Below are 26,565 nucleotides of genomic sequence, written 5' to 3' on the forward strand. Positions count from 1 at the left end.
GGTGGGCTGGAATCGATGGCGCGTTTATGGCGCAGGCCTGGGGCCGGTGGGGGATTTAACCCTGTCGGGTCATACTGAGGAACAGAAGAGGAGGGGCTGATTTGCATGGCAGGACCTCAGGACGCATAGCGTATGGACGGAGTTTTGGATCGTCCGTTTGTGTGGTCGCATGCGTGGGAAGAGTTCCAGTTGTTATGTAGGATGGCTGTACCTGCAACACGTCTGGTCAGGGGCTGAACGGTGCCTGAACAATTTGCGTCAGGGCGCACGGAGCCTTGAACCGATCGTTTATGATCGATTCAAACGCCTGTCATTTTTTCCTACGAGCCTGAACGATGAATCAGAACGCTGAGTACTCTGCGGTCAACGACGCGGTGCGTGGGCAATTTTTTCGCCGAACCTGGGCGATGATCACGCCCTATTGGCGCAGCGAAGAGAAGGGCAAGGCTTGGTTGTTGTTGGCGGCGGTGATCGGCCTGTCGCTGTTCAGCGTGGCCATTTCCGTGTGGATCAACCACTGGTACAAGGACTTCTACAACGCCCTGGAGAGGAAGGACACTGCTGCCTTCTGGCAACTGATCGGCTATTTCGGCGGGATCGCCGCCGTGGCCATTCTCGGTGCGGTATACCGTCTATACCTGACCCAGATGCTGACCATCCGTTGGCGGGCCTGGCTCACCGAAAAGCACTTCGCGCGCTGGCTCGCCGACAAAAACTACTACCAGTTGGAGCAGGGCGGCTACACCGATAACCCGGACCAGCGGATTTCCGAAGACCTCAACAACTTCACCTCCAGTACCTTGGGCCTAGGGCTTGGGTTGCTGCGCAACGTGGTCAGCCTGGTATCGTTCTCGATCATCCTGTGGGGCGTGTCGGGCAGCATCGAAGTGTTCGGTATTACCATCCCCGGCTACATGTTCTGGTGTGCACTGGTCTACGCGGGCGTGGGCAGTTGGCTGACTCATTTGATTGGCCGTCGCTTGATCGGCTTGAGCAATCAACAGCAACGCTTTGAAGCCGACTTGCGTTTCTCCATGGTGCGGGTACGCGAGAACGCTGAAAGCATTGCCCTGTACAACGGCGAGCCGAACGAAAATCAGCGTTTGAGCGCGCGGTTCGGCAAGGTCTGGCATAACTTCTGGGACATCATGAAGGTGTCCAAGCGCCTGACGTTCTTCACCGCCGGTTACAGCCAGATCGCGATTATCTTCCCGTTTATTGTCGCCGCGCCGCGTTACTTCACTGGCAAGATCGAGCTGGGTGAGTTGATGCAGATCAACTCTGCGTTCGGCAACGTGCAAGAGAACTTCAGCTGGTTTATTAACGCGTATTCGGACCTGGCCGGCTGGCGTGCTACCAGTGATCGTCTGCTGAGCTTCCATCAGGCCATGAGCGAAAATGAACAGCGCCCAGCGGCCATCGATGTGCGCGCGCAGGGCGAGCGCCTGGTGGTGCAGGGTTTGGGCATGAGCCTGGCCGATGGCCGCCACTTGCTGATCGATGGCAACATGATCGTGGATCCGGGACAACGCTTGATGCTCAGCGGCCGTTCCGGCAGTGGCAAAAGTACCTTGCTGCGTGCGATGGGCCATCTGTGGCCGGCGGGGCACGGCAGTATCCGCCTGCCGGCGGCGCGTTACCTGTTCCTGCCGCAGAAGCCTTATTTGCCGATTGGTACGCTGAAAACTGTGTTGAGTTATCCACAGGACGATAGCGTTTATCCGGCGCAACGTTACGCGCAGGTGCTGGAGACCTGCCGCTTGCCGCAGTTGGTCAGCCGACTGGATGAAGCCAACCATTGGCAACGCATGCTTTCGCCGGGAGAACAGCAACGCCTGGCCTTTGCTCGTGCATTGTTGTTCGCACCGCAATGGCTGTACATGGATGAAGCCACCTCGGCCATGGATGAAGAGGATGAAGCGATGCTGTATCAAGCGCTGATCGATGAATTGCCTGGCCTGAGCATCGTCAGCGTCGGCCATCGTAGTAGCCTCAAGCGCTTCCATGAGCGGCATGTGCGAATCGAGAACGGTCAGTTGCAAGAACAACCGGTATCCTGAAATTGGAAGCGGGCAAGCCGGGCTGCCGGCTCCCATAAGCCTGAGCGGTGAATGACCGATCAGGCACCCAACAAAAAGCCCGACTGATCATTGATCAGTCGGGCTTTTTAATCTCGCTTGAAGTGATATTACTTCTTCAATCCGTAATGCTTATCCAGCATGCCGGGGGCGTTCGGCGTTTTTGGCGCGTAGTCCCGAGGCGGTTCCTGATCCTCGCGTGGCGGGGTCAGGCGTTCCCGTGGCGCTTGTACCGCATCGGAATGCAGCGCGGCCAGGAGACGCTGGCGGGTGATGTCGTCCAGGGCCAGGCGGTTGGCACCCTCGGCGAGATGATCCTGTACTTCCTGATAGCTCTGAGTGAGCTTTTTCACCAGGGTCGCGGTGCTGTTGAAGTGGGTAACAACCTCGTTCTGATAACTGTCAAAACGTTCCTGAATGTCATCCAGCTGACGTTGCGTGCGGTTAGGCGCGGCATTCGGCAGCAGGCGAGCAACCAGGAATCCAATGGCGACACCGGCAACCAGGGCAAGAGTCGGCAGTAACCAAACTAAGAGCGAGTGTTCCACGAGTCCTTCCTCTATAAACGGCTTTGCTTTACGTTAACGGCTCGGACCTGCGCTGTATACCGCGATTAAGCTCGCAATGATGCAATGCACAGACTTTGTAGCTAGACGAGTCGACCCCATGAGAGGTCACGGAGTTCCTTCCTTGCTGATGCGTGAAACCCCCGTTTTGATCGATGGCCCGGTAGGCCAACTGGAAGCCCTGTACCTGGATCACCCCGAGCCACGTGGCCTGGCGCTGATCTGTCACCCTAATCCGGTGCAGGGCGGAACCATGCTCAATAAAGTGGTCTCGACTCTGCAGCGCACCGCCCGCGACGCTGGTCTGGTCACCTTGCGTTTCAATTATCGCGGTGTGGGTGCCAGCGCCGGAGTTCACGATATGAGCAGCGGCGAAGTGGATGACGCCGAAGCAGCTGTCACCTGGCTGCGTGAAAAGCACCCCAAGCTGCCCATCACCTTGCTGGGGTTTTCCTTCGGTGGATTTGTTGCAGCAAGTCTCGGCGGGCGCCTGGAAGCCAAGGGTGAAAAACTGGCGCACCTGTTCATGGTTGCTGCTGCGGTCATGCGCCTGCGGGATCAGGACGTGCTGCCGCAGAACTGCCCACTGACGCTGATCCAGCCGGAAACCGACGAAGTGGTCGACCCACAGATTGTCTACGACTGGTCGGCGGCTTTGAATCGCCCCCATACGCTTCTGAAAGTGGCAGAATGCGGCCACTTTTTTCATGGCAAGCTCACCGATCTCAAGGATCTTGTGCTGCCGCGCCTTTCGAATTGATAGCAGTCTGATAAGCGATTACCCATGACGACTCGTACCCGCATCCTTACCGGCATCACCACCACCGGCACGCCTCACCTGGGCAACTACGCAGGCGCCATCCGCCCGGCGATCCTTGCCAGCCAGGACACCAACGCCGACTCCTTCTATTTCCTGGCCGACTACCACGCCCTGATCAAATGCGATGACCCGCTGCGCATCCAGCGCTCGCGTATGGAAATCGCCGCGACCTGGCTGGCCGGTGGACTGGATGTGAATCGGGTGACCTTTTACCGTCAGTCGGATATCCCTGAAATCCCCGAGTTGACCTGGCTGCTGACCTGCGTCGCGGCCAAGGGCCTGCTCAACCGTGCCCACGCCTACAAGGCTTCGGTGGACAAGAACCTGGAAAACGGCGAAGACCCGGATGCCGGGATCACCATGGGCCTGTACAGCTACCCGGTGCTGATGGCAGCGGACATCCTGATGTTCAACGCCCACAAGGTGCCGGTGGGCCGTGACCAGATCCAGCACGTGGAAATGGCTCGTGACATCGGCCAGCGCTTCAACCACTTGTTCGGCAATGGCAAGGAGTTCTTCACCATGCCGCAAGCGCTGATTGAAGAAAGCGTTGCCACCTTGCCGGGCCTTGATGGCCGCAAGATGTCCAAGAGCTACGACAACACCATCCCGTTGTTCACCAGCGCCAAGGACATGAAAGACGCCATCTCGCGGATCGTCACCGACTCCCGCGCTCCGGGCGAAGCCAAGGACCCGGATAACTCGCACCTGTTTACCCTGTACCAGGCGTTTGCCACCAAGACCCAGGAAGAACAATTGCGCGGCGAACTGTTGCAAGGCCTGGGTTGGGGCGAGGCGAAGAGCCGTCTGTTCCAATTGCTGGACGATCAACTGGGCGAAGCCCGCGAGCGTTACCACCAGTTGATGTCCCGCCCTTCGGACATGGAAGACCTGCTGCAGATCGGTGCCAGGAAAGCTCGCGCGGTGGCTGCCCCATTCCTCGCCGAGTTGCGCGAGGCGGTAGGCCTGCGTTCGTTCGTCAATCAGGCTGCCGTCGCTGCCAGCACCAAGAAAAAGGCGGCGAAAGCCGCACGCTTTGTCAGCTTCCGCGAAGACGATGGCAGCTTCCGTTTCCGCCTGCTGGCGGCCGACGGCGAGCAACTGTTGCTGTCACGCAATTTTGCCGATGGCAAAGCAGCGGGGGCCGTGACCAAGCAACTGCAGTCGGGCGAAGCGCTGGATGTGCGCAGCGAAGCGCTGGGCTTCAGTGTCTGGCTGCAAGGTGCGGTCGTGGCCGACAGCCCGGCATTCGCTGACAGCGCCGCACGGGATACCGCCATCGAAGCCTTGCGCGTCGCGTTGACCCCACTCGAGGATTAACCCGACCAAGGGTTGATTGCCATTCTCCGGGGCCGTCGTTACAGTGACGGCCCGTTTTTGTTGCCTTGCTAACGAATTATGACGCCCCTAGAACGATATCAAGCTGATCTGAAACGCCCAGAATTCTTCCATGATGCTTCCCAGGAAACGGCGGTGCGTCATTTGCAGCGCCTGTATGACGACCTGGTCCAGGCTTCGCAGAACAAGCCTGGGATGTTCAGCAAGCTGTTTGGCAAGAAAGACCATGCGCCGGTCAAGGGCCTGTATTTTTGGGGTGGCGTGGGCCGAGGCAAGACTTACCTGGTGGACACCTTCTTCGAAGCGTTGCCGTTCAAGGAAAAGGTCCGCACTCACTTCCACCGCTTCATGAAGCGTGTGCACGAAGAGATGAAGACTTTGCCGGGCGAGAAAAACCCGCTGACCATCATCGCCAAGCGCTTCTCCGAAGAGGCGCGGGTGATCTGTTTCGATGAGTTTTTCGTTTCCGACATCACCGACGCCATGATCCTCGGCACGCTGATGGAAGAATTGTTCAAGAACGGCGTGACCCTGGTCGCTACCTCGAACATCGTGCCGGACGGGCTATACAAGGATGGTCTGCAACGGGCGCGTTTCCTGCCGGCCATTGCGCTGATCAAGCAGAACACCGACATCGTCAACGTCGACAGCGGCGTCGACTACCGCCTGCGCCACCTCGAGCAAGCAGAACTGTTCCACTTTCCGCTCGACGAGGCCGCTCAGGACAGTCTGCGTAAAAGCTTCCGCGCCCTGACGCCGGAATGCACCCAGGCTGTGGAAAACGATGTGCTGATCATCGAAAACCGCGAAATCCGTGCCTTGCGTACTTGTGACGATGTGGCTTGGTTCGACTTCCGCGAACTGTGCGACGGCCCTCGTAGCCAGAACGACTACATCGAATTGGGCAAGATCTTCCACGCTGTGATCTTGAGCGGTGTCGAGCAAATGAGCGTCACTACTGACGACATCGCCCGGCGCTTTATCAATATGGTCGATGAGTTTTACGACCGTAATGTCAAGTTGATCATCTCGGCCGAAGTCGAACTCAAGGACCTCTACACCGGTGGTCGCTTGAACTTCGAGTTCCAGCGGACCTTGAGTCGTCTGCTGGAAATGCAATCCCACGAGTTCCTGTCGCGGGCGCACAAACCCTAGTCGTACGATCGTTCCCACGCCCTGCGTGGGAACGATCAGGCCCTATTTATGCCGCCTGCTGGAATTGCTGGCGATACTGGTTCGGCGACAATTCCGTGTGCTGCCTGAACAGGCGCGCAAAGAAACTCGCATCGTCGTAACCCACCTCGTAACTGATGGTCTTGATGCTCTTGCGGCTGCCGGAAAGCAGGCCCTTGGCCGTCTCGATGCGCAGGCGTTGCAGGTAATGCAGTGGCTTGTCGCCGGTGGCGGTCTGGAAGCGGCGCATGAAGTTGCGGATGCTCATGCCGTGTTCCCGGGCGACGTCTTCGAAGCGGAATTTGTCGGCGAAGTGCTCTTCGAGCCAGTGCTGGATTTGCAGGATGATCACGTCCTGATGCAGTTTTTGGCCGCCGAAGCCGATGCGCCCGGGCGCGTAGTTGCGCTGCACCTCATAAAGAATGTCACGGGCCACGGCCTGGGCGATGTTGGCGCCGCAGAAGCGTTCGATCAAATAAATGTAGAGATCGCACGCCGAGGTAGTGCCGCCGGCGCAGTACAGGTTGTCGGCGTCGGTCAGATGCTTGTCCTGATTGAGTTGCACCTTGGGGAAGCGTTCGCTGAAGGCGTTGAAAAAGCGCCAGTAGGTGGTCGCCTCCTTGCCATCGAGCAGGCCCGCTTCAGCGAGCCAGAACACCCCGGTGGCTTCGCCGCAGAGTACGGCGCCACGGGCATGCTGCTCCCGTAGCCAAGGCAGGACTTGTGGATAGCGGATGCACAGGGCCTCGAAGTCGTCCCAGAAAGCCGGCAGGACGATGATGTCGGCGTTTTCCAGCCCGCCATCCACCGGCATGATCACATCGCTGAAGCTGCAGACGGGCTGCCCGTCGGGGCTGACCAGGCGTGTTTCAAAGGCCGGTGTAAGGCCCAGTCCTTGTTGTTTGCCGTAGCGCAGGCTAGCGAGGTGGAAAAAATCCTTGGCTTGCATGAGGGTTGAAGCAAACACCCGATCAATGGCCAAAATGCTGACGCGCCGCAAGGGCGTGGAGATTTGGTTGGACATAATTTCAATTATTCTTATAGGGGAAAGTGGTCACCAGACGGCTGGATCGTCTTATTTTTTGTCGCATGTGTCCAGTGTCCTGTGACGTGCGCGCAGCTTAGGCTCTGTGATCTTGTTCTTGTCTGACAGTCCTCACAGGTGACCCATGATTCCCAGAACCTTGTTCAGCTCTGAGCACGAACTCTTTCGGCAGAGCGTGCGTACCTTTCTCGAAAAAGACGCAGCGCCGTTCCATGCACAGTGGGAAAAACAGGGGCATATTGATCGCAACCTGTGGAACAAGGCGGGGGAGGTGGGGATGCTCTGTTCTCATTTGCCGCAAGCGTATGGCGGCTTGGGCGTGGACTTTCTCTATAGCGCCGTGGTGATCGAGGAAATCAGCCGGCTGGGTTTGACCGGGATTGGGTTTTCCCTGCATTCGGACATTGTGGCGCCGTACATCCTGCACTACGGCAGTGAAGCGCTGAAGCACAAGTACCTGCCAAAATTGATCAGCGGGGAGATGGTGACCGCTATCGCCATGACCGAGCCCGGCGCCGGTTCCGACCTGCAAGGGGTCAAGACCACCGCCGTGCTGGACGGCGATGAGTATGTGATCAATGGCTCCAAGACATTTATTACTAATGGTTTCCTGGCAGACCTGGTCATCGTTGTGGCCAAGACCGATCCCAAGGCTGGCGCCAAGGGCACCAGCCTGTTTCTGGTGGAGGCGAACACGCCGGGCTTCGATAAGGGCAAGCGTCTGGAGAAGGTGGGCATGAAGGCCCAGGACACCTCAGAGCTGTTCTTTCAGGATGTGCGGGTGCCCAAGGAGAACGTGTTGGGGCAGGCGGGGATGGGCTTTGCCTACCTGATGCAGGAGTTGCCCCAGGAGCGATTGACGGTGGCGATCGGTGCCTTGTCCTCAGCGGAAGCGGCTTTGCAATGGACCCTGGAGTACACCCGCGAGCGCAAGGCGTTTGGCAAGGCAATTGCCGACTTCCAGAACACTCGGTTCAAGCTGGCGGAAATGGCCACTGAAGTGCAGATTGGCCGGGTGTTTGTCGACAAATGCCTGGAGCAACACCTGGAAGGCAAGCTGGACGTGCCCACGGCGGCCATGGCCAAGTATTGGGCCACTGACTTGCAATGCAAGGTACTTGATGAGTGCGTGCAGCTGCATGGTGGCTACGGCTACATGTGGGAATACCCGATTGCCCGGGCCTGGGCCGATGCGCGGGTGCAGCGAATTTATGCGGGGACCAATGAAATCATGAAGGAGATTATTGCGCGGGCGCTGTAGGGCAGCAACGAGGGTTCCCATGCAGAGCATGGGAACCCTCGTTGCTGGTCAATCAAGGCGCAGGATTCGGATGATCCTTCTGAATGGCCTCAATCCCTGCCAGCACTTCATCCGACAGTTTCAGGTCGGCGCTGGCGATGTTGCTGTCCAGTTGCTCCAGCGTCGTGGCCCCAATGATGTTGCTGGTCACAAACGGCTGTTGCGTCACAAACGCCAGTGCCATCTGCGCGGGATCCAGGCCGTGTTCACGGGCGAGGCCGACGTAACGGCTGCACGCCGCTTCCGACTGTGCATTGAAATAGCGACTGAAGCGGCTATAGAGGCTCAGCCGACCTTTTGGCGGGCGGGCACCCCCTTCGTATTTGCCGCTCAGCATGCCGAATGCCAACGGTGAGTAAGCCAGCAGGCCGCATTGTTCACGGATTGCGATTTCCGCCAGGCCCACTTCAAAACTGCGGTTGAGCAGGTTATAGGGGTTCTGGATCGACACGGCGCGAGTCCAGCCACGCGCTTGGGCCAGGGCCAGGAACTTCATGGTGGCCCATGGGGTTTCATTGGACAGGCCAATGTGGCGGATCTTGCCTGCCCTGACTTGCTCGTCCAGGGCTTCGAGGGTTTCCTCCAGTGGCGTCAGGTCTTCTTCGGCCTTGTGCTTGTAGCCAAGCTGCCCGAAGAAGTTGGTGCTGCGCTCCGGCCAGTGCAACTGGTAGAGGTCGATCCAGTCGGTCTGCAGGCGCTTGAGGCTGGCGTCCAGGGCGTCGACGATGTGCTTGCGGTTGTGTTTGAGCTGGCCGTCGCGGATGTAGTCGATGGTGTTGCCGGGGCCGGCGATCTTGCTGGCGAGGATCCAGTCGGCACGGTCGCCGCGGCTTTTGAAGTAATTGCCGATATAGCGCTCGGTGGTGGCGTAGGTATCTGCCTTGGGTGGCACTGGGTACATTTCTGCCGTATCGAGGAAGTTGATCCCCGCAGCCTTGGCCCGTTCAATCTGTGCGAAGGCCTCTGCCTCGCTGTTCTGCTCGCCCCAGGTCATGGTCCCGAGACAGATCGAACTCACATTCAGATCGGTCCGGCCCAGTTGTCGATAATCCATCGGGTGCTCCTTCGGGGAAAACAATCATAAAAGCAGGTTGAATTTTTTTTCGCAATCTGCATAATTGCCCACCTCTTTCTGCAGTGGAAGTGATGCGCCGCCTGCCGAAGAATCTTGCCGTTGAACGGACGCGCTGACCCGAGCCCCCGATAGCGTCTGTATCCGGCTGCCTTTGACTTGTCAAAGTACGCACTATTCAGTAAGATCCGCCGTCTAATTTACAGGGCGGCCCCTGAGGCTATTAAAGAATGACAACTTTTACTGCAAAACCGGAAACAGTTCAGCGCGACTGGTTTGTCGTCGACGCCGCTGGTCAGACCCTGGGTCGTCTGGCCACTGAAGTCGCCAGCCGTCTGCGCGGCAAGCACAAGCCTGAGTACACTCCTCACGTTGATACCGGTGACTACATTGTCATCATCAACGCTGAGCAGGTTCGTGTAACCGGCAACAAAGCCCAAGACAAAATGTACTACCGTCACTCCGGTTTCCCAGGCGGTATCAAGTCTTCCAACTTTGAAGGCCTGATTGCCAAGAAGCCTGAAGCCCCGATCGAAATCGCGGTTAAAGGTATGCTGCCGAAGGGCCCACTGGGTCGCGACATGTATCGCAAGCTGAAAGTCTATGCGGGCGCTGCTCACCCTCATGCTGCTCAGCAGCCCCAAGAACTGAAGTTTTAACGGAATAGTTCATTATGTCGGCGACTCAAAATTACGGCACTGGCCGTCGCAAAACCGCAACCGCACGCGTTTTCCTGCGTCCGGGCACTGGTAACATCTCGATCAACAACCGCACTCTGGAAAATTTCTTCGGTCGCGAAACTGCCCGTATGGTAGTTCGTCAGCCGCTGGAATTGACCGAGACTGTTGAAAAGTTCGACATCTACGTCACCGTTATCGGTGGCGGTGTAAGTGGTCAAGCTGGCGCAATCCGCCACGGCATCACTCGCGCTCTGATGCAGTACGACGAAACCCTGCGTGGCGCTCTGCGCAAAGCTGGCTTCGTTACTCGCGATGCTCGTGAAGTTGAACGTAAGAAAGTTGGTCTGCGTAAAGCGCGTAAGCGTCCGCAGTACTCGAAGCGTTAATTCGCTTTTACGTTTCAGAAAACGCCCAGCCTCCTCACGGAGCTGGGCGTTTTTTATTGCCTGCTGTTTATAGGTAATTTTTTGCTGAGACAACTTGCCACATCTGTAGACCCCCTATACTGCAAGGCTTAGAGCTTGGGCTGGGGGTAATTACCTTGTCAGAGGTGGGGCTTTTCATTACCATTCGGCAAAATTTTTATAAGTTCAGATTTAACACTTAGTAGACGCCTGATTTAACAGGCCACAAAGCTGATGGGAGAGGACTGAATGAGCAATGACGGCGTGAATGCAGGCCGGCGTCGCTTCTTGGTAGCAGCCACATCCGTGGTGGGTGCTGCAGGAGCGGTGGGGGCTGCGGTCCCGTTCGTGGGGTCATGGTTTCCCAGTGCCAAGGCGAAAGCCGCAGGTGCACCGGTGAAGGTGAATGTCAGCAAGATCGAGCCAGGTCAGCAGATGATTGCTGAGTGGCGCGGCCAGCCAGTATTCATCGTTCGTCGTACCGAGGAAATCCTGGGGAATCTGAAGAAGATTGAAGGCCAGTTGTCTGACCCCAAATCTGAGAATTCCGACCAGCCCGCCTACGCCCAAAACGAAGTGCGCTCGATCAAGCCAGAGATTCTTCTGCTGGTCGGTCTCTGTACCCACCTGGGTTGCTCGCCTACCTTTCGTCCGGAGGTGGCACCTGTTGATCTGGGCAAGGACTGGGTCGGTGGTTATTTCTGCCCCTGCCATGGTTCCCACTACGATCTGGCGGGTCGCGTCTACAAGTCTCAGCCTGCGCCATTGAACCTGCCGGTCCCACCGCATAACTACGAATCTGACGACGTTATTGTCATTGGTGTCGATAAGGAGAGCGCGTGATGAGCAAGATCATGGATTGGGTTGATGCACGCTTCCCTGCCACTAAAATGTGGGAAGACCATCTCAGCAAGTATTACGCGCCAAAGAACTTCAACTTCTTCTACTTCTTTGGCTCCCTGGCCCTGCTGGTACTGGTCAACCAGATCGTTACCGGTGTCTGGCTGACCATGAGCTACACCCCGTCGGCGGAAGAGGCTTTTGCGTCTGTCGAAGGCATCATGCGCGATGTCAATCATGGCGCTATCTTGCGTCTGCTTCATGCCGTTGGCGCTTCGATGTTCTTCATCGTGGTCTATCTGCACATGTTCCGTGGCTTGCTCTACGGTTCGTACCAGAAGCCCCGTGAGCTGGTGTGGGTGTTCGGCATGCTGATCTACCTGGCGCTGATGGCAGAGGCCTTCATGGGCTACCTGCTGCCGTGGGGGCAGATGTCTTACTGGGGGGCCCAGGTGATTATCTCGCTGTTTGGTGCCATCCCGGTCATCGGCAACGACCTGACCCAGTGGATCCGTGGTGACTACCTGATTTCCGGTATCACCCTGAACCGCTTCTTCGCCTTGCATGTGGTGGCCTTGCCGATCGTTATTCTCGGCCTGGTGGTATTGCACGTCCTGGCGCTGCATGAAGTCGGGTCAAACAACCCGGACGGTGTAGACATCAAAAAACACAAGGACGAGAACGGCGTACCGTTGGACGGCATTGCCTTCCACCCGTACTACACCGTGAAAGATATCGTCGGCGTGGTGGTGTTCCTCTTCATCTTCTGCTCGATCGTGTTCTTTTTCCCGGAGATGGGCGGTTATTTCCTTGAGAAGCCGAACTTTGAGCAGGCGAACGCCTTCAAGACGCCGGAACACATTGCCCCGGTCTGGTACTTCACTCCGTTCTACGCCATTTTGCGGGCAATCCCCGACAAACTCATGGGCGTTATCGCCATGGGTGCAGCCATTGCTGTGCTGTTCGTCCTGCCGTGGCTCGACCGTAGTCCGGTCAAGTCCATGCGTTACAAGGGCTGGATGAGCAAGATCTGGCTGTGGGTGTTTTGTATTTCGTTCGTGATTCTGGGCGTACTGGGCGTATTGGCGCCGACCCCTGGGCGCACGCTGCTGTCGCAGGTCTGCACCTTCCTGTACTTCGCCTACTTCATTCTGATGCCGTTCTATACCAGGCTCGAGAAGACCAAACCGGTTCCGGAAAGGGTGACTGGCTGATGAAAAAATTATTCGTTGCATTGATTCTTGCGGCTCTGCCGGTACTGTCCTTTGCGGCCGAACATGGGCTGGAACTGGAAAAAGTCGATATCGACGTTTCTGACAAGGCCGCCATGCAAGACGGCGCACGTACCTTCGCCAACTACTGCATGGGCTGCCATAGCGCCAAGTTCCAGCGTTATGAGCGGGTTGCCGATGACTTGGGCATTCCCCATGAGGTGATGCTCAGCAACCTGGTGTTCACCGACGCGAAGATCGGCGACCACATGAACATTGGCATGCAGCCCGTGGATGCCAAGGCCTGGTTCGGGGCAGCGCCGCCCGACTTGACCCTGGTGGCCCGCGTGCGCGGCACCGATTGGCTCTACGGTTACCTGAAATCCTTCTACGAAGACCCGGCGCGTCCTTGGGGCGTGAACAACAAGGTATTTCCGAATGTCGGCATGCCTAATGTTCTGGTCGGCTTGCAGGGTCGCCAAGTGGTAGGATGCAAGCAGGTTCAGGTTGTTGAGAACGGCAAGAAGCAATATGACCCGTTGACCGGTACGCCGCTGACTCATGAAGCGTGCGATCAACTGACCATAGTGCCGAAAACCGGTACGCTGAACGAAGAGCAGTTCGACGAGAAGGTCAAGAACCTGGTGACCTTCCTGGCCTATTCGGCCAACCCGGTGAAACTGCAGCATCAGCGCATTGGTACCTATGTATTGCTGTACCTGGCTTTCTTCTTCGTGTTCGCTTACTTGCTCAAGCGCGAATACTGGAAGGATGTGCATTGATCCAACCGTAAGCAATTGCTGTTAATCTTGCGCGCCCAGCGGCATCTCTGAACAGGTAACGGTCTGGTTGATCCAGGCGTTACGGAGATGCTCACTGGGCGCGCTCGTTTTTGAGCGTTTCGATAATTTCAACAAGCGAGGAGGACCGCCATGGGCGTGACCAACCGGTTGGCCTGTTACTCCGACCCCGCCGACCACTATTCCCACCGAGTACGCATCGTACTCGCAGAGAAGGGTGTCAGCGCCGAGATCATCAGTGTGGAGGCGGGCCGTCAGCCGCCGAAACTGATCGAAGTGAACCCTTACGGCAGCTTGCCCACCCTGGTCGATCGTGACCTGGCGTTGTGGGAGTCAACCGTGGTGATGGAATATCTGGATGAGCGTTACCCACATCCGCCTTTGCTACCGGTGTATCCGGTGGCGCGTGCCAACAGCCGTCTGCTGATCCACCGGATTCAGCGTGACTGGTGTGGCCTGGTTGACGTGATTCTGGATTCGCGTAGCAAAGAAGCTGCCCGCGTTCAGGCTCGAAAGGAACTGCGCGAAAGCCTGACCGGTGTTTCGCCGTTATTCGCCGACAAACCTTTTTTCCTCAGCGAGGAACAAAGTCTGGTGGATTGCTGCCTACTACCCATACTCTGGCGCTTGCCGATTCTGGGCATTGAACTGCCGCGGCCTGCCAAGCCGCTGCTTGATTATATGGAGCGCCAGTTTGCGCGTGAGGCTTTCCAGGCGAGTTTGTCTGGCGTCGAACGTGATATGCGCTAAAAGGAGCCGCTAATGAACTCCAGTCGACCTTACTTGGTCCGCGCGCTCTATGAGTGGATTGTGGACAACGATTGCACCCCGCACATGCTGGTCAATTCCGAGTTTCCTGCGGTGCAGGTACCACAAGGTTTTGCCAGTGACGGTCAGATCGTTCTGAACGTTTCACCCAGTGCTGTGAGACACCTGCATATGGATAATGAAGCGGTCAGTTTCGAAGGGCGTTTCGGCGGTGTGCCGCATACGCTGCACGTGCCCATCGGCGCCATCCTGGGGATCTATGCCCGGGAGAACGGCCAGGGTATGGTGTTTGATCTGGAGTCGTCTCTTGAGGATGGCGACGGGATTGAGCTCGAAGGCGATGATGTGCCGCCACCAGATTCCGAGCCGCCGCGTCCTAGCGGTCGGCCTAGTCTGAAAGTGGTGAAGTAACAGATAACTGTCTTCGGGTGGTTGTGAAAAATGCCTTGGCTTTGCCGAGGCATTTTTTTGCGCGGGGAAAACCTGTAGGCCGTGGACGAAAATTGCAGCAAACAGTGATCGTACAACCACCTTGGGCTATGATGCTTCCTTAGTTCAACGCGAGACAGATGATCGACATGGAAAACGCCAGCAACGCCCTCCGTCAGCCCCGCAAGCGTCGCAGCCTTGCCCAGGAATTGGTCACGGTGTTGTCGGAGCAAATCCGTGACGGCCAACTCAAGCGTGGCGACAAGTTGCCTACCGAGTCGGCAATCATGGATGCCCACGGTGTCAGCCGTACCGTCGTACGCGAAGCCATCTCACGATTGCAGGCGGCAGGGCAGGTGGAAACCCGCCATGGCATCGGCACCTTCGTGCTGGATACGCCAAGCCCCAGCGGTTTTCGCATCGATCCGGCCACAGTCGTGACTTTGCGTGATGTGCTGGCCATCCTGGAGTTGCGTATCAGCCTGGAGGTGGAGTCCGCCGGCCTGGCAGCCCAGCGTCGCAGTGACGAGCAGTTGGCAGGTATGCGCTCTGCCCTCGATGCCCTGAACGAAAGTGCGGCCCACGCCGGTGATGCGGTGGCATCGGACTTCCAGTTTCACCTGCAGATTGCCCTTTCCACCGGCAACCGCTATTTCACCGACATCATGACCCATCTGGGTACCAGCATTATCCCGCGTACCCGATTGAACTCAGCGAGCCTGGCCCATGATGACCAACAGCACTACATGAACCGCCTGGGCCGTGAGCATGAGGAAATCTACGACGCCATTGCCCGTCAGGATTCGGATGCAGCGCGCGCGGCGATGAGGCTGCACCTGACCAATAGCCGTGAACGGCTGCGTCAGGCGCATGAAGAGGCGCAGGCGCAGCGGGGTTAAATGTGTAAGCGCGGCAGGCCCTGTGTGGGAGCTCGAGAGCTCCCACATTTGATCTTTGTTTAAGTGTCGCGCTCGCTTAACTGGCTGGCGTATTCGGCTTGTAGTCCTTGAGCAACCAATACGTACTCCAGCCCCACCAGTCGTTGGTCCACTGCTTGTCGTTGAGGTTACTGACGTCTTGGCGGCGTAGCACCTTGTCACCCTCGGCCTTGAATAACGGTGAAAAGTTATTGCCCGGGTTTTGCGCGGCATTCAGGTCCGGTACGTAGAGCGGGGCCCTGAAGTTGGCCGGGGAGGGCGCGATACCGCTGATGAACGTCTCGAAGATCTCGTCTGCTGAAGCCTGTACCGCACGCTTGACCTGGACCCGGTTAGCGCTGTCGTTGGTATCGAAATAGCGTTTATCACCGTAGGCATGCCATTGATCGCCCAAGGCGTTGCGCACGTTGAGCCCGAACTTGCTGTCTTCGTCGTGCATGAAGCGGCTGATCAGCGAGCCTAGCTCTCCCGGTGTCACCACGGCCGCCAACTGTTTGCGCGGCACACGCAGGTGGCCGGCTGAAAACAAGTCAGTCAAAAAGTGATCAGCGAAGCTGTTCATGGCGTAGGCCAATTCCAGTTGTTGTTCGCTGCCGCTTTGGCGCGCCACGAGGGCGTGTTGCAGCGCTGCGGTATGCCCTGCCAGATAAGCCGACAATGCCCACTCACCGAAATGGTCAGCGTTGTCGGCGGCCAATTTCAGGTATCGCCCCAGCGGGACCAGCCCCGACACGGCACTGCCGCCGCCGGTGATGCGGTTCCATTCCTCAGACAATGTATCACCTAGGGTGTCGTAGGCTTCATGGGGTTGTTTGCCGTCCTTGATTGCCTGGTTGACTGCATTGACCTCCTTTTGCATGACCGCAAGTATCTTGCCGGCTTCCTCTCGTGAAGCTGGCAGTACCGCCAACGAATTGAACGCCGCGATGAATCGCTGCACGCGATCGGTTGCCGAGGCAGCATCGCTGATGGGTTGGCCGGGGATGCCATAGAAGTCACCACCCAGGGAGATAATCTGACCGTAGGTCAGGGCCAGGCCGTTGGGTAAATGCAGCTTTACCTGTCGAGCGGAGATCGCCGGCGCATCGTTGATGAAGCGCAATAGGATGTCGTCGCCGATAGCGGTGTGTTCGCCACCTTCGAAACGTAAAGAGGGGGTTTTCGAGCGTGTTACCGATTTAAGTTCTGACATGTAAGCTCCTTGCTATGTCGTGGAATTTTCCTTTTTAGCTGTATGTATATACAGTTTTTTGATCATAGAGGAATAAATTCCTACGTCAAGAGGCCGTTATAGGCACTGCCAAAACCCAATCTGCCCGACAGGTAGGTGAATTGATGTTGACGAATATTTTTATAGTTGTACGATGACGTACGACAATGATCATCTCAACCTTTCACCGATAGTCTTTGCCCCAGGGTGTTCGAATAATGAATCCACAAGAACTGAAGTCCATCCTCTCCTCCGGTCTGCTGTCTTTCCCCGTGACCGATTTTAATGCTCAAGGCGATTTCAACCAGGCAGGTTACATCAAGCGTCTGGAGTGGCTGGCCCCATACGGTGCCACTGCCTTGTTCGCCGCAGGCGGTACCGGTGAGTTTTTCTCCCTGGCAGCCAGTGAATACTCCCAAGTGGTGAAAACGGCAGTCGACACCTGCGCCAACAGCGTGCCCATCCTTGCCGGTGTTGGCGGTTCGACCCGCCAGGCCATCGAGTACGCTCAGGAAGCCGAGCGTCTGGGCGCCAAAGGCCTACTGTTGCTGCCGCATTACTTGACCGAAGCCAGCCAGGACGGCGTTGCCGCCCATGTTGAAGCTGTCTGCAAATCGGTAAAAATCGGCGTGGTGGTCTATAACCGCAACGTTTGCCGCTTGACCGCTCCACTGCTGGAACGCCTGGCCGAACGCTGCCCGAACCTGATCGGCTACAAGGACGGCTTGGGTGACATTGAGTTGATGGTGTCGATCCGCCGTCGTCTGGGGGATCGTTTCAGCTATCTGGGCGGTTTGCCGACGGCAGAGGTTTATGCCGCTGCCTACAAGGCTTTGGGCGTTCCGGTGTACTCCTCGGCGGTGTTCAACTTCATCCCGAAAACCTCGATGGATTTTTACCACGCCATTGCCCGTGAAGATCACGCCACCGTTGGCAAGATCATCGACGACTTCTTCTTGCCGTACCTGGATATCCGTAACCGCAAGGCCGGTTACGCGGTGAGTATCGTCAAGGCCGGGGCGAAAATTGTCGGATACGATGCCGGCCCTGTGCGTACGCCGTTGACTGATCTGTTGCCGGAAGAATACGAAGCCCTGGCCGCGCTGATCGATAAGCAAGGCGCGCAATAACCCATTATCAAGGCCGCTGAGAGATCAGCGGCCTTTTGCGTCAGGAGAAGATTTGTGTCCCAAGCCAAGCGTTTTGACAATTACATCGACGGCCAGTGGGTCGCCGGAACCGATTACTCGGTCAATATCAACCCATCGGAGTTGTCCGATGTGATTGGCGATTACGCCAAGGCCGACGTCGCTCAGGTCCAGACGGCTATTGATGCCGCCCGCGCTGCATTCCCGGCCTGGTCGACCTCCGGTATCCAGGCCCGTCACGATGCCCTCGATAAAGTCGGCAGCGAAATCCTCGCCCGTCGTGAAGAGTTGGGCACTCTGCTGGCCCGTGAAGAGGGCAAGACCCTGCCCGAAGCCATCGGCGAAGTCACCCGCGCCGGTAACATCTTCAAGTTCTTCGCTGGCGAATGCCTGCGTTTGTCTGGCGACTACCTGCCATCGGTGCGCCCGGGGGTCAATGTTGAAGTGACTCGCGAAGCCCTGGGCGTGGTCGGCCTGATCACTCCGTGGAACTTCCCGATTGCCATCCCCGCCTGGAAAATCGCTCCGGCCCTGGCCTATGGCAACTGCGTGGTGCTCAAACCGGCGGAATTGGTGCCGGGTTGCGCGTGGGCCCTGGCGGAAATTATCTCCCGCGCAGGCTTCCCCGCCGGTGTGTTCAACCTGGTGATGGGCAGCGGCCGGGTGGTCGGTGACGTCATGGTCAACAGCCCGAAAGTCGACGGCATCAGCTTCACCGGTTCCGTAGGCGTTGGTCGGCAGATTGCGGTCAGTTGCGTGTCGCGCCAGGCCAAGGTGCAATTGGAAATGGGCGGCAAAAACCCGCAGGTCATTCTCGACGATGCCGACCTCAAACAGGCCGTCGAGTTGTCCGCCCAGAGTGCTTTCTACTCCACTGGCCAGCGTTGTACCGCTTCCAGCCGCTTTATCGTCACGGCCGGGATTCACGACCAGTTCGTCGCGGCCCTGGCTGAGCGAATGAAATCGATCAAGGTCGGCCATGCCCTGAAAGCTGGCACCGACATTGGGCCAGTGGTTTCCCAGGCGCAGTTGGATCAGGACTTGAAGTACATCGATATCGGCCAAAGCGAAGGTGCACGGCTGGTGAGCGGTGGTGGCCTGGTGACTTGCGACACCGAAGGCTACTTTCTGGCGCCGACGCTGTTTGCCGACAGCGAAGCCAGCATGCGCATCAGCCGTGAAGAAATCTTCGGCCCGGTGGCGAACGTAGTGCGTGTGGCGGATTACGAGGCGGCGCTGGCGATGGCCAACGACACCGAGTTCGGTCTGTCGGCAGGTATTGCCACCACTTCGCTGAAATACGCCAACCATTTCAAGCGCCATTCCCAGGCCGGGATGGTGATGGTCAACCTGCCGACGGCTGGTGTGGATTACCACGTTCCGTTCGGTGGCCGGAAGGGCTCATCCTATGGCTCGCGTGAGCAGGGTCGCTATGCGCAAGAGTTCTACACAGTGGTGAAAACCAGCTACATCGGTTCGTAAACGCAACACCAGGCCAGGCTTGTATGGGGCCTGCCTTGTGTAGGAGCCAGCGTGCTCGCTCCTACACAAGGCAGGCCTTGCAAGTTCGAACCACTGCAACACACAACAATTACCCGCAAAAAAAACAATTAGTGGGAGTACACCTCTACATGCAAGCGACCAAGCCCACGCACGTCCGCTATTTGATCCTGCTCATGCTGTTCCTGGTGACCACGATCAACTACGCCGACCGCGCAACTATCGCGATTGCAGGCTCCAGCCTGCAAAAAGACCTCGGCATCGACGCGGTCACCCTCGGTTATGTCTTCTCTGCATTCGGTTGGGCCTATGTGGCCGGGCAAATCCCCGGCGGCTGGTTACTGGACCGTTTTGGCTCGAAGAAAGTCTATGCCCTGAGCATCTTCACCTGGTCATTGTTCACCGTGCTGCAAGGCTATGTCGGTGAGTTCGGTGTCTCTACCGCCGTGGTGGCGTTGTTCATGCTGCGTTTTCTGGTGGGCCTGGCTGAAGCGCCATCCTTTCCGGGTAATGCACGTATTGTGGCCGCTTGGTTCCCCACTGCGGAACGTGGTACGGCCTCGGCAATCTTCAATTCGGCGCAGTATTTCGCCACCGTATTGTTTGCACCGCTGATGGGCTGGATCGTCTACAGCTTCGGTTGGCAGCATGTGTTTATCGTGATGGGTGTGATCGGCATTGTGTTCTCGCTGATCTGGCTGAAAGTTATCCACAGCCCACGTCAACATCCGATGATCAATGAGGCTGAGTTCAAGTACATTGCCGAAAACGGGGCCCTGGTCGACATGGACCAGGACAAGTCCAAGGACAAGAAAACCGACGGTCCGAAGTGGGATTACATTCGCCAACTGCTGACCAACCGCATGATGCTTGGTGTATACCTGGGTCAATACTGCATTAATGGCATCACTTATTTCTTCCTGACCTGGTTCCCGGTTTACCTGGTGCAGGACCGTGGCATGACCATCCTCAAGGCGGGCTTCATCGCCTCGCTGCCGGCGATCTGTGGCTTTATCGGTGGTGTGCTGGGCGGGGTGATTTCTGACTACTTGCTACGCAAGGGCCACTCCCTGACTTTCGCCCGCAAGGCGCCGATCATTGCCGGCCTGCTGGTCTCCAGTAGCATTATTGCCTGTAACTACGTGGACGTTGAGTGGATGGTGGTGGGCTTCATGGCCCTGGCTTTCTTCGGCAAAGGCGTTGGCGCACTGGGCTGGGCGGTGGTGTCCGACACTTCGCCGAAACAGATTGCCGGCTTGAGCGGTGGCCTGTTCAATACTTTCGGCAACCTCGCTTCTATCACCACACCGATAGTGATCGGCTACATCATCAGCACCACCGGGTCGTTCAAATGGGCCTTGGTGTTTGTCGGTGCCAACGCGCTGGTGGCGGTGTTCAGTTACCTGGTGATTGTCGGGCCAATCAAGCGCGTGGTGCTCAAGGAGCCACCAAGCAAAGGTCCTGATGGGCTGACCAACCTTTCCCAAGCGCATTATTGAGAGACCACGTGATGCAGTTGATTGAACATGCCGATTCACCACGCTCTATCCTTTTGCACGAGCGGGATAACGTAGTGGTTGTGGTCAATGACCAGGGTGTACCGGCGGGAACAGAGTTTCCCTACGGCCTGGTGACCGTGGACTTCATTCCCCAGAGCCACAAGGTGACGTTGGAAGATATCCCCGAAGGTGGGCATATCATTCGTTATGGTCAGACCATCGGCTATGCCTTGCAGCCGATCCCCAGGGGCAGTTGGGTCAAGGAGGACCAACTGCGCATGCCCATGGCGCCATCCCTGGACAACCTCCCGCTGGCCACCGAAGTGCCTGAGGCCCAGCCCCCCTTGGAGGGGTTTACTTTCGAGGGGTATCGCAATGCCGACGGTACAGTCGGTACGCGCAATATTCTCGGTATCACCACCACCGTGCAATGTGTGACCGGGGTTCTGGACCATGCGGTCAAGCGCATCAAGGATGAGTTGCTGCCCAAGTATCCGAACGTCGACGACGTAGTGGCCTTGACCCACAGCTACGGCTGCGGTGTGGCGATTACCGCTACCGATGCCTACATTCCGATCCGAACCGTGCGTAACCTGGCACGCAACCCAAACCTGGGCGGCGAAGCGTTGGTGATCAGCCTGGGGTGCGAGAAGTTGCAGGCCGGGCAGGTGATGCATGAGCACGACAGCTCCGTGGACCTTAGCGAGCCGTGGCTATACCGGCTACAGGACTCCAGCCACGGTTTTACCGAAATGATCGAGCAGATCATGGCGTTGGCTGAAACCCGCTTGAAGAAACTCGATCTGCGCCGACGGGAAACCGTGCCGGCCTCTGAGCTGATCCTCGGCATGCAATGCGGGGGTAGCGATGCGTTTTCCGGTATCACCGCCAACCCGGCGCTGGGTTACGCATCGGACCTGTTGCTGCGGGCGGGTGCGACGGTGATGTTTTCCGAAGTCACTGAAGTGCGCGATGCCATTTACCTGTTGACCTCTCGCGCCGAGACCGAGGAAGTTGCCCGGGAACTGGTACGGGAAATGGACTGGTACGATCGTTACCTGGCCAAGGGCGAAGCCGATCGCAGCGCCAACACCACGCCGGGTAACAAGAAGGGTGGTTTGTCGAACATCGTCGAGAAGTCATTGGGCTCTATCGTCAAGTCTGGTAGCAGCGCCATCAATGGGGTGCTTGGTCCTGGCGAGCGCTTCAAGCAAAAGGGCCTGATTTTTTGTGCGACGCCGGCCAGTGATTTTGTCTGCGGCACCTTGCAGTTGGCAGCGGGGATGAACCTGCATGTGTTTACCACGGGACGCGGCACGCCTTATGGGCTGGCAATGGCGCCGGTGGTGAAGGTTTCGACCCGGACCGAGTTGGCCGAGCGTTGGCCGGACTTGATCGATATCGATGCCGGACGGATTGCTACCGGGCGCGCGACGATCGAGGAGCTGGGCTGGGAGTTGTTCCACTTCTACCTGGATGTGGCCAGCGGCAAGAAGCAGACCTGGGCTGAACAGCACAAGCTGCACAACGACATTACCTTGTTCAACCCTGCACCCATCACCTAACCCCTTGTAGGAGCGAGCTTGCTGGCGAAACACGCAGCGACAACGCGTTAAACCAGCATGCTCGCACCTACAAAGGCCTACGCTGGCTTATCATGGGAGCCCTGATCACAGGCCCCAAGGTTTAACCCGCATGCTGGCAATCTTCCTCCAAACCCTGAATATCACCGCGCCGGTGTTTGCCATGCTGTTTCTTGGTGTGCTGCTCAAGCGCATCAACTGGATCAACGATAACTTCATCCACACTGCATCGGCCCTGGTGTTCAACGTCACCATGCCGGCGTTGCTGTTTCTCGGGATCCTGCATGCGGACCTGCACTCGGCGCTCAAGCCAGGGCTGTTGATTTACTTCGCTGTTGCCACGCTGTTGAGTTTCGCCCTGGCCTGGGGCTGGGCCATCTGGCGTTGCCCACGGGAAGATCGAGGCGTTTACGCCCAGGGTGCGTTTCGCGGTAACAACGGGGTGATCGGCCTGGCGTTGGCGGCGAGCATGTATGGCGATTATGGGATTTCCCTGGGGGCAATTCTCGCGGCGTTGGTGATCCTGTTCTACAACACCTTGTCGACCATTGTGTTGGCGGTGTACAGCCCGGTGATCAAGTCTGACCCGTGGAGCATCTGCAAGAGCGTGGTGGCCAATCCGCTGATTATCAGTGTGGTTGGGGCGGCACCCTTTGCCTATTTCCAGCTGGGTCTGCCCGGCTGGTTGCAAACCTCCGGGCAGTACCTGGCGGACATGACCTTGCCATTGGCCTTGATCTGCATCGGCGGAACGTTGTCATTGGCGGCATTGCGCAAGAGCGGCGATATGGCATTGAGCGCCAGCCTGGTGAAGATGATCGGCCTGCCGGTACTGGCGACCCTGGGGGCCTGGCTGTGTGGTTTCCGTGGGCCGGAGTTGGGAATTCTCTTCTTGTACTTCGCCAGCCCGACCGCGGCTGCCAGTTTCGTCATGACGCGGGCAGCCGAGGGTAATCATGAGCTGGCGGCCGCGATTATCGTGATCACCACCTTGATGGCAGCGCTGACCACCAATATCGGGATCTTCGTGTTGCAGGCCGGTGGCTGGATCTAACATCTTTTGTGTTCTTACCCGTGACGGCTATCTGCTATTTAGTTCTGATCAATCATTGCGATTCTTTCTTGTGTTGGCGGCGCCAAGCTCGCAGCGAGGTAAATAACAAGAACGCTACCAGTGCGGGCAGGACGTAAAACAGCATCAGTTGTTCCAGCTTGTTGGCCAGGAGCATACCTGTGGTGAACGAGATCACGTGCAGCCCATAGGCCAGGTACAGCCCCAGTAGCAGCAAACCTTCGGCGCGAGTGATTCGATAACCGGAATAGAACACTGGCAGGCACAAGACCGCGACACCCAGCATCACCGGCAAGTCGAAGGCCAGGGCATTGGGCGATACCGACAGCGGCGAAGGCGCCACCAGGGCAGTAAAGCCCAGCACCCCCAGCAAGTTGAAAAGGTTACTGCCGATCACGTTGCCCACGGCAATCTCGCGCTCTCCCCGCAGGGCGGCAATCAGCGAGGTTGCCAGGCACGGCAGCGAGGTGCTGACGCCGACGATGGTCAAGCCGATGACCCGCTCGGACAAACCCAGGTCACTGGCCACTTCCACTGCCGCGCCCAGCAACAGGTGCCCGGCCAATACCAGCAACAGCAGGCCGGCGATCATCCAGAGCAAGCAGCTCAACCATGGTGCTTGCGCCACCATATCGCGGGTGCGAGGGCGACGGGAGTGGCGAGTCTGGTAGAGCAGCAAGCCAAGGTAAGCCACCAGGGCTGTCAGCAGGAACAGGCCGTCCAGCGGCGTCAGCGTTTCGTTGGCAGCACACGCGAACACCAACAGGCTGGCGAGGATCATCACCGGGATGTCCAGGCGCACCAGTTGCCGGGAGACGCGCAAGGGAATGATCAGCGCCGACAGCCCCAGGGTGACGAGGATATTGAAGATACTGCTGCCGATCACGCTGCCCACGGCAATGTCGGTATTGTCCCCCAGGGTTGCTTGCAGGCTGATGGCCATCTGTGGCGCGCTGCTGCCAAATGCGACGATGCTCAGGCCAATGATCAGCGGCCGTACTTTGAGACTGGCGGCCAGGCGAACGGCGGCGCGCACCAACACTTCGGCACCGAGAATCAACAGCACCAGGCCACTGATGAGCTCGATAAGGCTTAAGGGCGAAAGGGCGGTTAGTCCGAAAATGGTCAGGGCTCCGTCAATCAATTGCTCAGGGCTTGTACGCGAACGCGCGCGGTTCCGCTGCGCAGCATACCCACCTGCTCGGCGGCCTTGCGTGAAAGATCGATCAGGCGGCCGCGGGTGTACGGGCCGCGATCATTGATTCGGACCACGACGCTTTTGTTGTTGCCCAGATTGGTAACCCGCACCCGCGTGCCGAAGGGCAGGCGACGGTGGGCGGCGGTCAGGCCATTCTGGTTGAAAGATTCACCACTGGCGGTTTTTTTGCCGTGGTGCCTGGCGCCGTAGTAGGACGCGGTGCCGGTTTCATCGTAGCCGTTGGGGTCGATGAGGCCGCTGGCGCAGCCGGTAAGCAGGGAGAACAGGGCCAGGAGGCCGAATAGACGCTTCATTCAAGTGTCCCGATGATCGTTCCCACGCTCCGTGTGAGAGTGCAGACGGTGGCGCTGCGCGTTACAAAAGCGGATGCGTAGCGCCCTGTGAAACGTTCCCACGCAGAGCCTGGGAACGATCATTTGATCAGCCTTCGAGCTTGCTTTTCAGCAGTTCGTTGACTTGTTGCGGGTTGGCCTTGCCCCTGGAGGCTTTCATTGCCTGGCCGACGAAGAAGCCGAACATCTTGCCGCGCTTGGCTTCATCCGCTGCGCGGTATTGCTCGACCTGTTCGGCATTGGCCGCCAGCATCTCGTCGAGTACCGCCGAGATCGCGCCACTGTCGGTGACTTGCTTGAGGCCCTGCTTCTCGATGATCTCGTCGGCGCTGCCTGCACCACTGGCCATGGCTTCAAACACGGTCTTGGCGATCTTGCCCGAGATGGTGTTGTCTTTGATCCGCAGCAACATGCCACCCAACTGTTCGGCCGAGACCGGGGCTTCGTCGATTTCCAGGCCCTGTTTGTTCAACAGGCTGCCCAACTCGACCATGACCCAGTTGGCTGCCAGTTTGGCATCGCCGGCGATGCTTACTACTTTTTCGAAGTAGTCCGCTTGCTCGCGGCTCGAAGCCAGCACGCTGGCATCGTAGACCGACAGGCCGAACTGTTCCTGGAAGCGCACGCGTTTCTGCGGCGGCAATTCCGGCAGGGTGGCGCGGATGTCATTGAGGAACGAATCCTCGATGACTACCGGCAACAGGTCTGGATCGGGGAAGTAACGGTAGTCGTTGGCTTCCTCCTTGCTGCGCATGGCGCGGGTTTCGTCTTTGTTCGGATCGTACAGGCGGGTTTGCTGGATCACCTTGCCGCCGTCTTCGATCAGCTCGATCTGGCGTCGCACTTCGGTGTTGATCGCCTTCTCGATGAAACGGAACGAGTTGACGTTCTTGATCTCGCAGCGGGTGCCGTACTCGACCTGGCCTTTTGGCCGGATCGACACGTTGCAGTCGCAACGCAGCGAGCCTTCGGCCATGTTGCCGTCGCAGATGCCCAGGTAGCGCACCAGCGCGTGGATCGTCTTGACGTAGGCCACGGCTTCCTTGGCGCTGCGCATGTCCGGCTCGGAAACGATCTCCAGCAACGGCGTGCCGGCCCGGTTCAAGTCGATACCGGTGGCACCTGGGAATTCTTCGTGCAAGCTTTTGCCGGCGTCTTCTTCCAGGTGGGCGCGGGTAACGCCGACACGCTTGATGGTGCCGTCTTCCAGCGGAATGTCCAGATAGCCCTTGCCGACGATCGGCAATTCCATCTGGCTGATCTGGTAGCCCTTGGGCAGGTCCGGGTAGAAGTAGTTCTTGCGGGCGAACACGTTGTGCTGGCCGATCTCGGCGTCAATCGCCAAGCCAAACATCACCGCCATGCGCACCGCTTCCTGGTTCAGCACCGGCAGTACGCCGGGCATGCCCAGGTCGACCAGGCTAGCCTGGGTGTTCGGCTCGGAACCGAAGGTGGTGGCGCTACCGGAGAAAATCTTCGATTGGGTGGCGAGCTGGGTATGAATCTCCAGCCCGATCACGACTTCCCATTGCATAATGTT

General features: G+C 58.0%; 25 protein-coding genes. 18 read left to right on the forward strand and 7 right to left on the reverse strand.

All coding sequences use genetic code 11. The features are described from left to right. Positions 1–335: 335 nt before the first annotated feature. Positions 336–2,060, forward strand: a complete 1,725-nt coding sequence (locus tag GIR22_RS18340) for an ABC transporter ATP-binding protein/permease (RefSeq protein ID WP_154744686.1) — start codon at positions 336–338, stop codon at positions 2,058–2,060. Between the two features lie 128 nt (positions 2,061–2,188). Here GIR22_RS18340 and GIR22_RS18345 read toward each other — a convergent pair whose 3' ends face one another. After that, complete coding sequence (locus GIR22_RS18345) at positions 2,189–2,626, reverse strand: ZapG family protein (protein WP_178122345.1); 438 nt, start codon at positions 2,624–2,626, stop codon at positions 2,189–2,191. A gap of 148 nt (positions 2,627–2,774) precedes the next feature. On the opposite strand from GIR22_RS18345, the gene GIR22_RS18350 reads away from it, so the two are divergent. From GIR22_RS18350 to zapE, 3 genes are all read left to right on the forward strand, one after another. Continuing rightward, positions 2,775–3,404, forward strand: a complete 630-nt coding sequence (locus GIR22_RS18350) for an alpha/beta hydrolase (RefSeq protein ID WP_154744768.1) — start codon at positions 2,775–2,777, stop codon at positions 3,402–3,404. A 24-nt stretch (positions 3,405–3,428) separates the two neighbouring features. Further along, positions 3,429–4,784: a tryptophan--tRNA ligase gene (locus GIR22_RS18355; RefSeq protein ID WP_154744687.1), complete on the forward strand. Its 1,356-nt coding sequence runs from the start codon at positions 3,429–3,431 to the stop codon at positions 4,782–4,784. A 78-nt stretch (positions 4,785–4,862) separates the two neighbouring features. Beyond that, entirely contained in the window at positions 4,863–5,957 is a 1,095-nt protein-coding gene (gene zapE / locus GIR22_RS18360) for a cell division protein ZapE (protein WP_154744688.1), read from the forward strand. A 46-nt stretch (positions 5,958–6,003) separates the two neighbouring features. Here zapE and GIR22_RS18365 read toward each other — a convergent pair whose 3' ends face one another. After that, on the reverse strand, positions 6,004–6,924 hold the full coding sequence (locus GIR22_RS18365) for a GlxA family transcriptional regulator (protein ID WP_178122349.1): 921 nt from the start codon (positions 6,922–6,924) through the stop codon (positions 6,004–6,006). Between the two features lie 220 nt (positions 6,925–7,144). Here GIR22_RS18365 and GIR22_RS18370 point away from each other — a divergent pair, with 220 nt between their 5' ends. Beyond that, positions 7,145–8,281, forward strand: coding sequence for an acyl-CoA dehydrogenase family protein (locus GIR22_RS18370; protein WP_154744690.1), 1,137 nt, complete (start codon positions 7,145–7,147; stop codon positions 8,279–8,281). Positions 8,282–8,333: 52 nt separating this feature from the next. Here the strand turns inward: GIR22_RS18370 and GIR22_RS18375 are convergent, their stop codons facing one another. Then, positions 8,334–9,374 (reverse strand): NADP(H)-dependent aldo-keto reductase, encoded by a 1,041-nt coding sequence (locus tag GIR22_RS18375; RefSeq protein ID WP_154744691.1) that lies wholly within the window; start codon positions 9,372–9,374, stop codon positions 8,334–8,336. 248 nt (positions 9,375–9,622) lie between these two features. Here GIR22_RS18375 and rplM point away from each other — a divergent pair, with 248 nt between their 5' ends. The 8 genes from rplM (at position 9,623) to GIR22_RS18415 (ending at position 15,423) form a co-directional block, all read left to right on the forward strand. Beyond that, on the forward strand, positions 9,623–10,051 hold the full coding sequence (gene rplM / locus GIR22_RS18380; RefSeq protein ID WP_154744692.1) for a 50S ribosomal protein L13: 429 nt from the start codon (positions 9,623–9,625) through the stop codon (positions 10,049–10,051). A 14-nt stretch (positions 10,052–10,065) separates the two neighbouring features. Further along, positions 10,066–10,458 (forward strand): 30S ribosomal protein S9, encoded by a 393-nt coding sequence (gene rpsI, locus GIR22_RS18385; RefSeq protein WP_003216038.1) that lies wholly within the window; start codon positions 10,066–10,068, stop codon positions 10,456–10,458. 267 nt (positions 10,459–10,725) lie between these two features. Further along, entirely contained in the window at positions 10,726–11,319 is a 594-nt protein-coding gene (petA, locus tag GIR22_RS18390) for a ubiquinol-cytochrome c reductase iron-sulfur subunit (RefSeq protein WP_154744693.1), read from the forward strand. Then, entirely contained in the window at positions 11,319–12,530 is a 1,212-nt protein-coding gene (locus GIR22_RS18395) for a cytochrome b (RefSeq protein WP_154744694.1), read from the forward strand. The genes petA and GIR22_RS18395 overlap by 1 nt, the downstream gene beginning before the upstream one ends. Further along, complete coding sequence (locus GIR22_RS18400; RefSeq protein ID WP_154744695.1) at positions 12,530–13,309, forward strand: cytochrome c1; 780 nt, start codon at positions 12,530–12,532, stop codon at positions 13,307–13,309. The genes GIR22_RS18395 and GIR22_RS18400 overlap by 1 nt, the downstream gene beginning before the upstream one ends. 150 nt (positions 13,310–13,459) lie before the next feature. Then, positions 13,460–14,077 (forward strand): glutathione S-transferase N-terminal domain-containing protein, encoded by a 618-nt coding sequence (locus GIR22_RS18405; RefSeq protein ID WP_084376331.1) that lies wholly within the window; start codon positions 13,460–13,462, stop codon positions 14,075–14,077. Positions 14,078–14,089: 12 nt separating this feature from the next. Continuing rightward, the gene (locus tag GIR22_RS18410; RefSeq protein ID WP_154744696.1) at positions 14,090–14,506 is read left to right on the forward strand and encodes a ClpXP protease specificity-enhancing factor; all 417 of its coding nucleotides are present in this window, start codon (positions 14,090–14,092) and stop codon (positions 14,504–14,506) included. Positions 14,507–14,673: 167 nt separating this feature from the next. Continuing rightward, positions 14,674–15,423, forward strand: coding sequence for a FadR/GntR family transcriptional regulator (locus tag GIR22_RS18415; RefSeq protein WP_154744769.1), 750 nt, complete (start codon positions 14,674–14,676; stop codon positions 15,421–15,423). 76 nt (positions 15,424–15,499) lie between these two features. Here GIR22_RS18415 and GIR22_RS18420 read toward each other — a convergent pair whose 3' ends face one another. Next, positions 15,500–16,654: a phospholipase gene (locus GIR22_RS18420; protein WP_154744697.1), complete on the reverse strand. Its 1,155-nt coding sequence runs from the start codon at positions 16,652–16,654 to the stop codon at positions 15,500–15,502. A gap of 236 nt (positions 16,655–16,890) precedes the next feature. Here GIR22_RS18420 and kdgD point away from each other — a divergent pair, with 236 nt between their 5' ends. From kdgD to GIR22_RS18445, 5 genes are all read left to right on the forward strand, one after another. Beyond that, positions 16,891–17,802, forward strand: a complete 912-nt coding sequence (gene kdgD / locus GIR22_RS18425; RefSeq protein WP_154744698.1) for a 5-dehydro-4-deoxyglucarate dehydratase — start codon at positions 16,891–16,893, stop codon at positions 17,800–17,802. Positions 17,803–17,856: 54 nt separating this feature from the next. Further along, a complete protein-coding gene (locus GIR22_RS18430; protein ID WP_178122346.1) occupies positions 17,857–19,302 on the forward strand; it encodes an aldehyde dehydrogenase family protein in 1,446 nt (481 codons plus the stop codon). Positions 19,303–19,451: 149 nt separating this feature from the next. Further along, entirely contained in the window at positions 19,452–20,819 is a 1,368-nt protein-coding gene (locus GIR22_RS18435; protein ID WP_154744699.1) for an MFS transporter, read from the forward strand. An 11-nt stretch (positions 20,820–20,830) separates the two neighbouring features. After that, on the forward strand, positions 20,831–22,384 hold the full coding sequence (garD, locus tag GIR22_RS18440; protein ID WP_154744770.1) for a galactarate dehydratase: 1,554 nt from the start codon (positions 20,831–20,833) through the stop codon (positions 22,382–22,384). A gap of 130 nt (positions 22,385–22,514) precedes the next feature. Beyond that, a complete protein-coding gene (locus GIR22_RS18445) occupies positions 22,515–23,456 on the forward strand; it encodes an AEC family transporter (protein ID WP_154744700.1) in 942 nt (313 codons plus the stop codon). A 52-nt stretch (positions 23,457–23,508) separates the two neighbouring features. On the opposite strand, the gene GIR22_RS18450 is transcribed toward GIR22_RS18445, so the two are convergent. The 3 genes from GIR22_RS18450 to gatB form a co-directional block, all read right to left on the reverse strand. Further along, positions 23,509–24,552, reverse strand: coding sequence for a calcium/sodium antiporter (locus GIR22_RS18450; RefSeq protein WP_377663163.1), 1,044 nt, complete (start codon positions 24,550–24,552; stop codon positions 23,509–23,511). Between the two features lie 62 nt (positions 24,553–24,614). Further along, positions 24,615–24,986, reverse strand: a complete 372-nt coding sequence (locus tag GIR22_RS18455) for a septal ring lytic transglycosylase RlpA family protein (protein WP_154744701.1) — start codon at positions 24,984–24,986, stop codon at positions 24,615–24,617. A 127-nt stretch (positions 24,987–25,113) separates the two neighbouring features. Continuing rightward, complete coding sequence (gene gatB, locus GIR22_RS18460; RefSeq protein WP_154744702.1) at positions 25,114–26,559, reverse strand: Asp-tRNA(Asn)/Glu-tRNA(Gln) amidotransferase subunit GatB; 1,446 nt, start codon at positions 26,557–26,559, stop codon at positions 25,114–25,116. Positions 26,560–26,565 lie beyond the last annotated feature (6 nt).

The sequence above is a fragment of the Pseudomonas karstica genome (genome assembly GCF_009707515.1).
Lineage (GTDB): Bacteria > Pseudomonadota > Gammaproteobacteria > Pseudomonadales > Pseudomonadaceae > Aquipseudomonas > Aquipseudomonas karstica.

Coding starts and splice junctions, on each gene's coding strand:
- kdgD (WP_154744698.1), top strand. CDS start 16,891: ATGAATCCACAAGAACTGAAGTCCATCCTCTCCTCCGGTCTGCTGTCT.
- garD (WP_154744770.1), top strand. CDS start 20,831: ATGCAGTTGATTGAACATGCCGATTCACCACGCTCTATCCTTTTGCAC.
- GIR22_RS18420 (WP_154744697.1), bottom strand. CDS start 16,654: ATGTCAGAACTTAAATCGGTAACACGCTCGAAAACCCCCTCTTTACGT.
- GIR22_RS18355 (WP_154744687.1), top strand. CDS start 3,429: ATGACGACTCGTACCCGCATCCTTACCGGCATCACCACCACCGGCACG.
- GIR22_RS18445 (WP_154744700.1), top strand. CDS start 22,515: ATGCTGGCAATCTTCCTCCAAACCCTGAATATCACCGCGCCGGTGTTT.
- rplM (WP_154744692.1), top strand. CDS start 9,623: ATGACAACTTTTACTGCAAAACCGGAAACAGTTCAGCGCGACTGGTTT.
- GIR22_RS18435 (WP_154744699.1), top strand. CDS start 19,452: ATGCAAGCGACCAAGCCCACGCACGTCCGCTATTTGATCCTGCTCATG.
- GIR22_RS18365 (WP_178122349.1), bottom strand. CDS start 6,924: ATGCAAGCCAAGGATTTTTTCCACCTCGCTAGCCTGCGCTACGGCAAA.
- GIR22_RS18405 (WP_084376331.1), top strand. CDS start 13,460: ATGGGCGTGACCAACCGGTTGGCCTGTTACTCCGACCCCGCCGACCAC.
- GIR22_RS18400 (WP_154744695.1), top strand. CDS start 12,530: ATGAAAAAATTATTCGTTGCATTGATTCTTGCGGCTCTGCCGGTACTG.
- GIR22_RS18455 (WP_154744701.1), bottom strand. CDS start 24,986: ATGAAGCGTCTATTCGGCCTCCTGGCCCTGTTCTCCCTGCTTACCGGC.
- rpsI (WP_003216038.1), top strand. CDS start 10,066: ATGTCGGCGACTCAAAATTACGGCACTGGCCGTCGCAAAACCGCAACC.
- GIR22_RS18340 (WP_154744686.1), top strand. CDS start 336: ATGAATCAGAACGCTGAGTACTCTGCGGTCAACGACGCGGTGCGTGGG.
- GIR22_RS18395 (WP_154744694.1), top strand. CDS start 11,319: ATGAGCAAGATCATGGATTGGGTTGATGCACGCTTCCCTGCCACTAAA.
- GIR22_RS18370 (WP_154744690.1), top strand. CDS start 7,145: ATGATTCCCAGAACCTTGTTCAGCTCTGAGCACGAACTCTTTCGGCAG.
- zapE (WP_154744688.1), top strand. CDS start 4,863: ATGACGCCCCTAGAACGATATCAAGCTGATCTGAAACGCCCAGAATTC.
- gatB (WP_154744702.1), bottom strand. CDS start 26,559: ATGCAATGGGAAGTCGTGATCGGGCTGGAGATTCATACCCAGCTCGCC.
- GIR22_RS18350 (WP_154744768.1), top strand. CDS start 2,775: ATGCGTGAAACCCCCGTTTTGATCGATGGCCCGGTAGGCCAACTGGAA.
- petA (WP_154744693.1), top strand. CDS start 10,726: ATGAGCAATGACGGCGTGAATGCAGGCCGGCGTCGCTTCTTGGTAGCA.
- GIR22_RS18415 (WP_154744769.1), top strand. CDS start 14,674: ATGGAAAACGCCAGCAACGCCCTCCGTCAGCCCCGCAAGCGTCGCAGC.
- GIR22_RS18375 (WP_154744691.1), bottom strand. CDS start 9,374: ATGGATTATCGACAACTGGGCCGGACCGATCTGAATGTGAGTTCGATC.
- GIR22_RS18410 (WP_154744696.1), top strand. CDS start 14,090: ATGAACTCCAGTCGACCTTACTTGGTCCGCGCGCTCTATGAGTGGATT.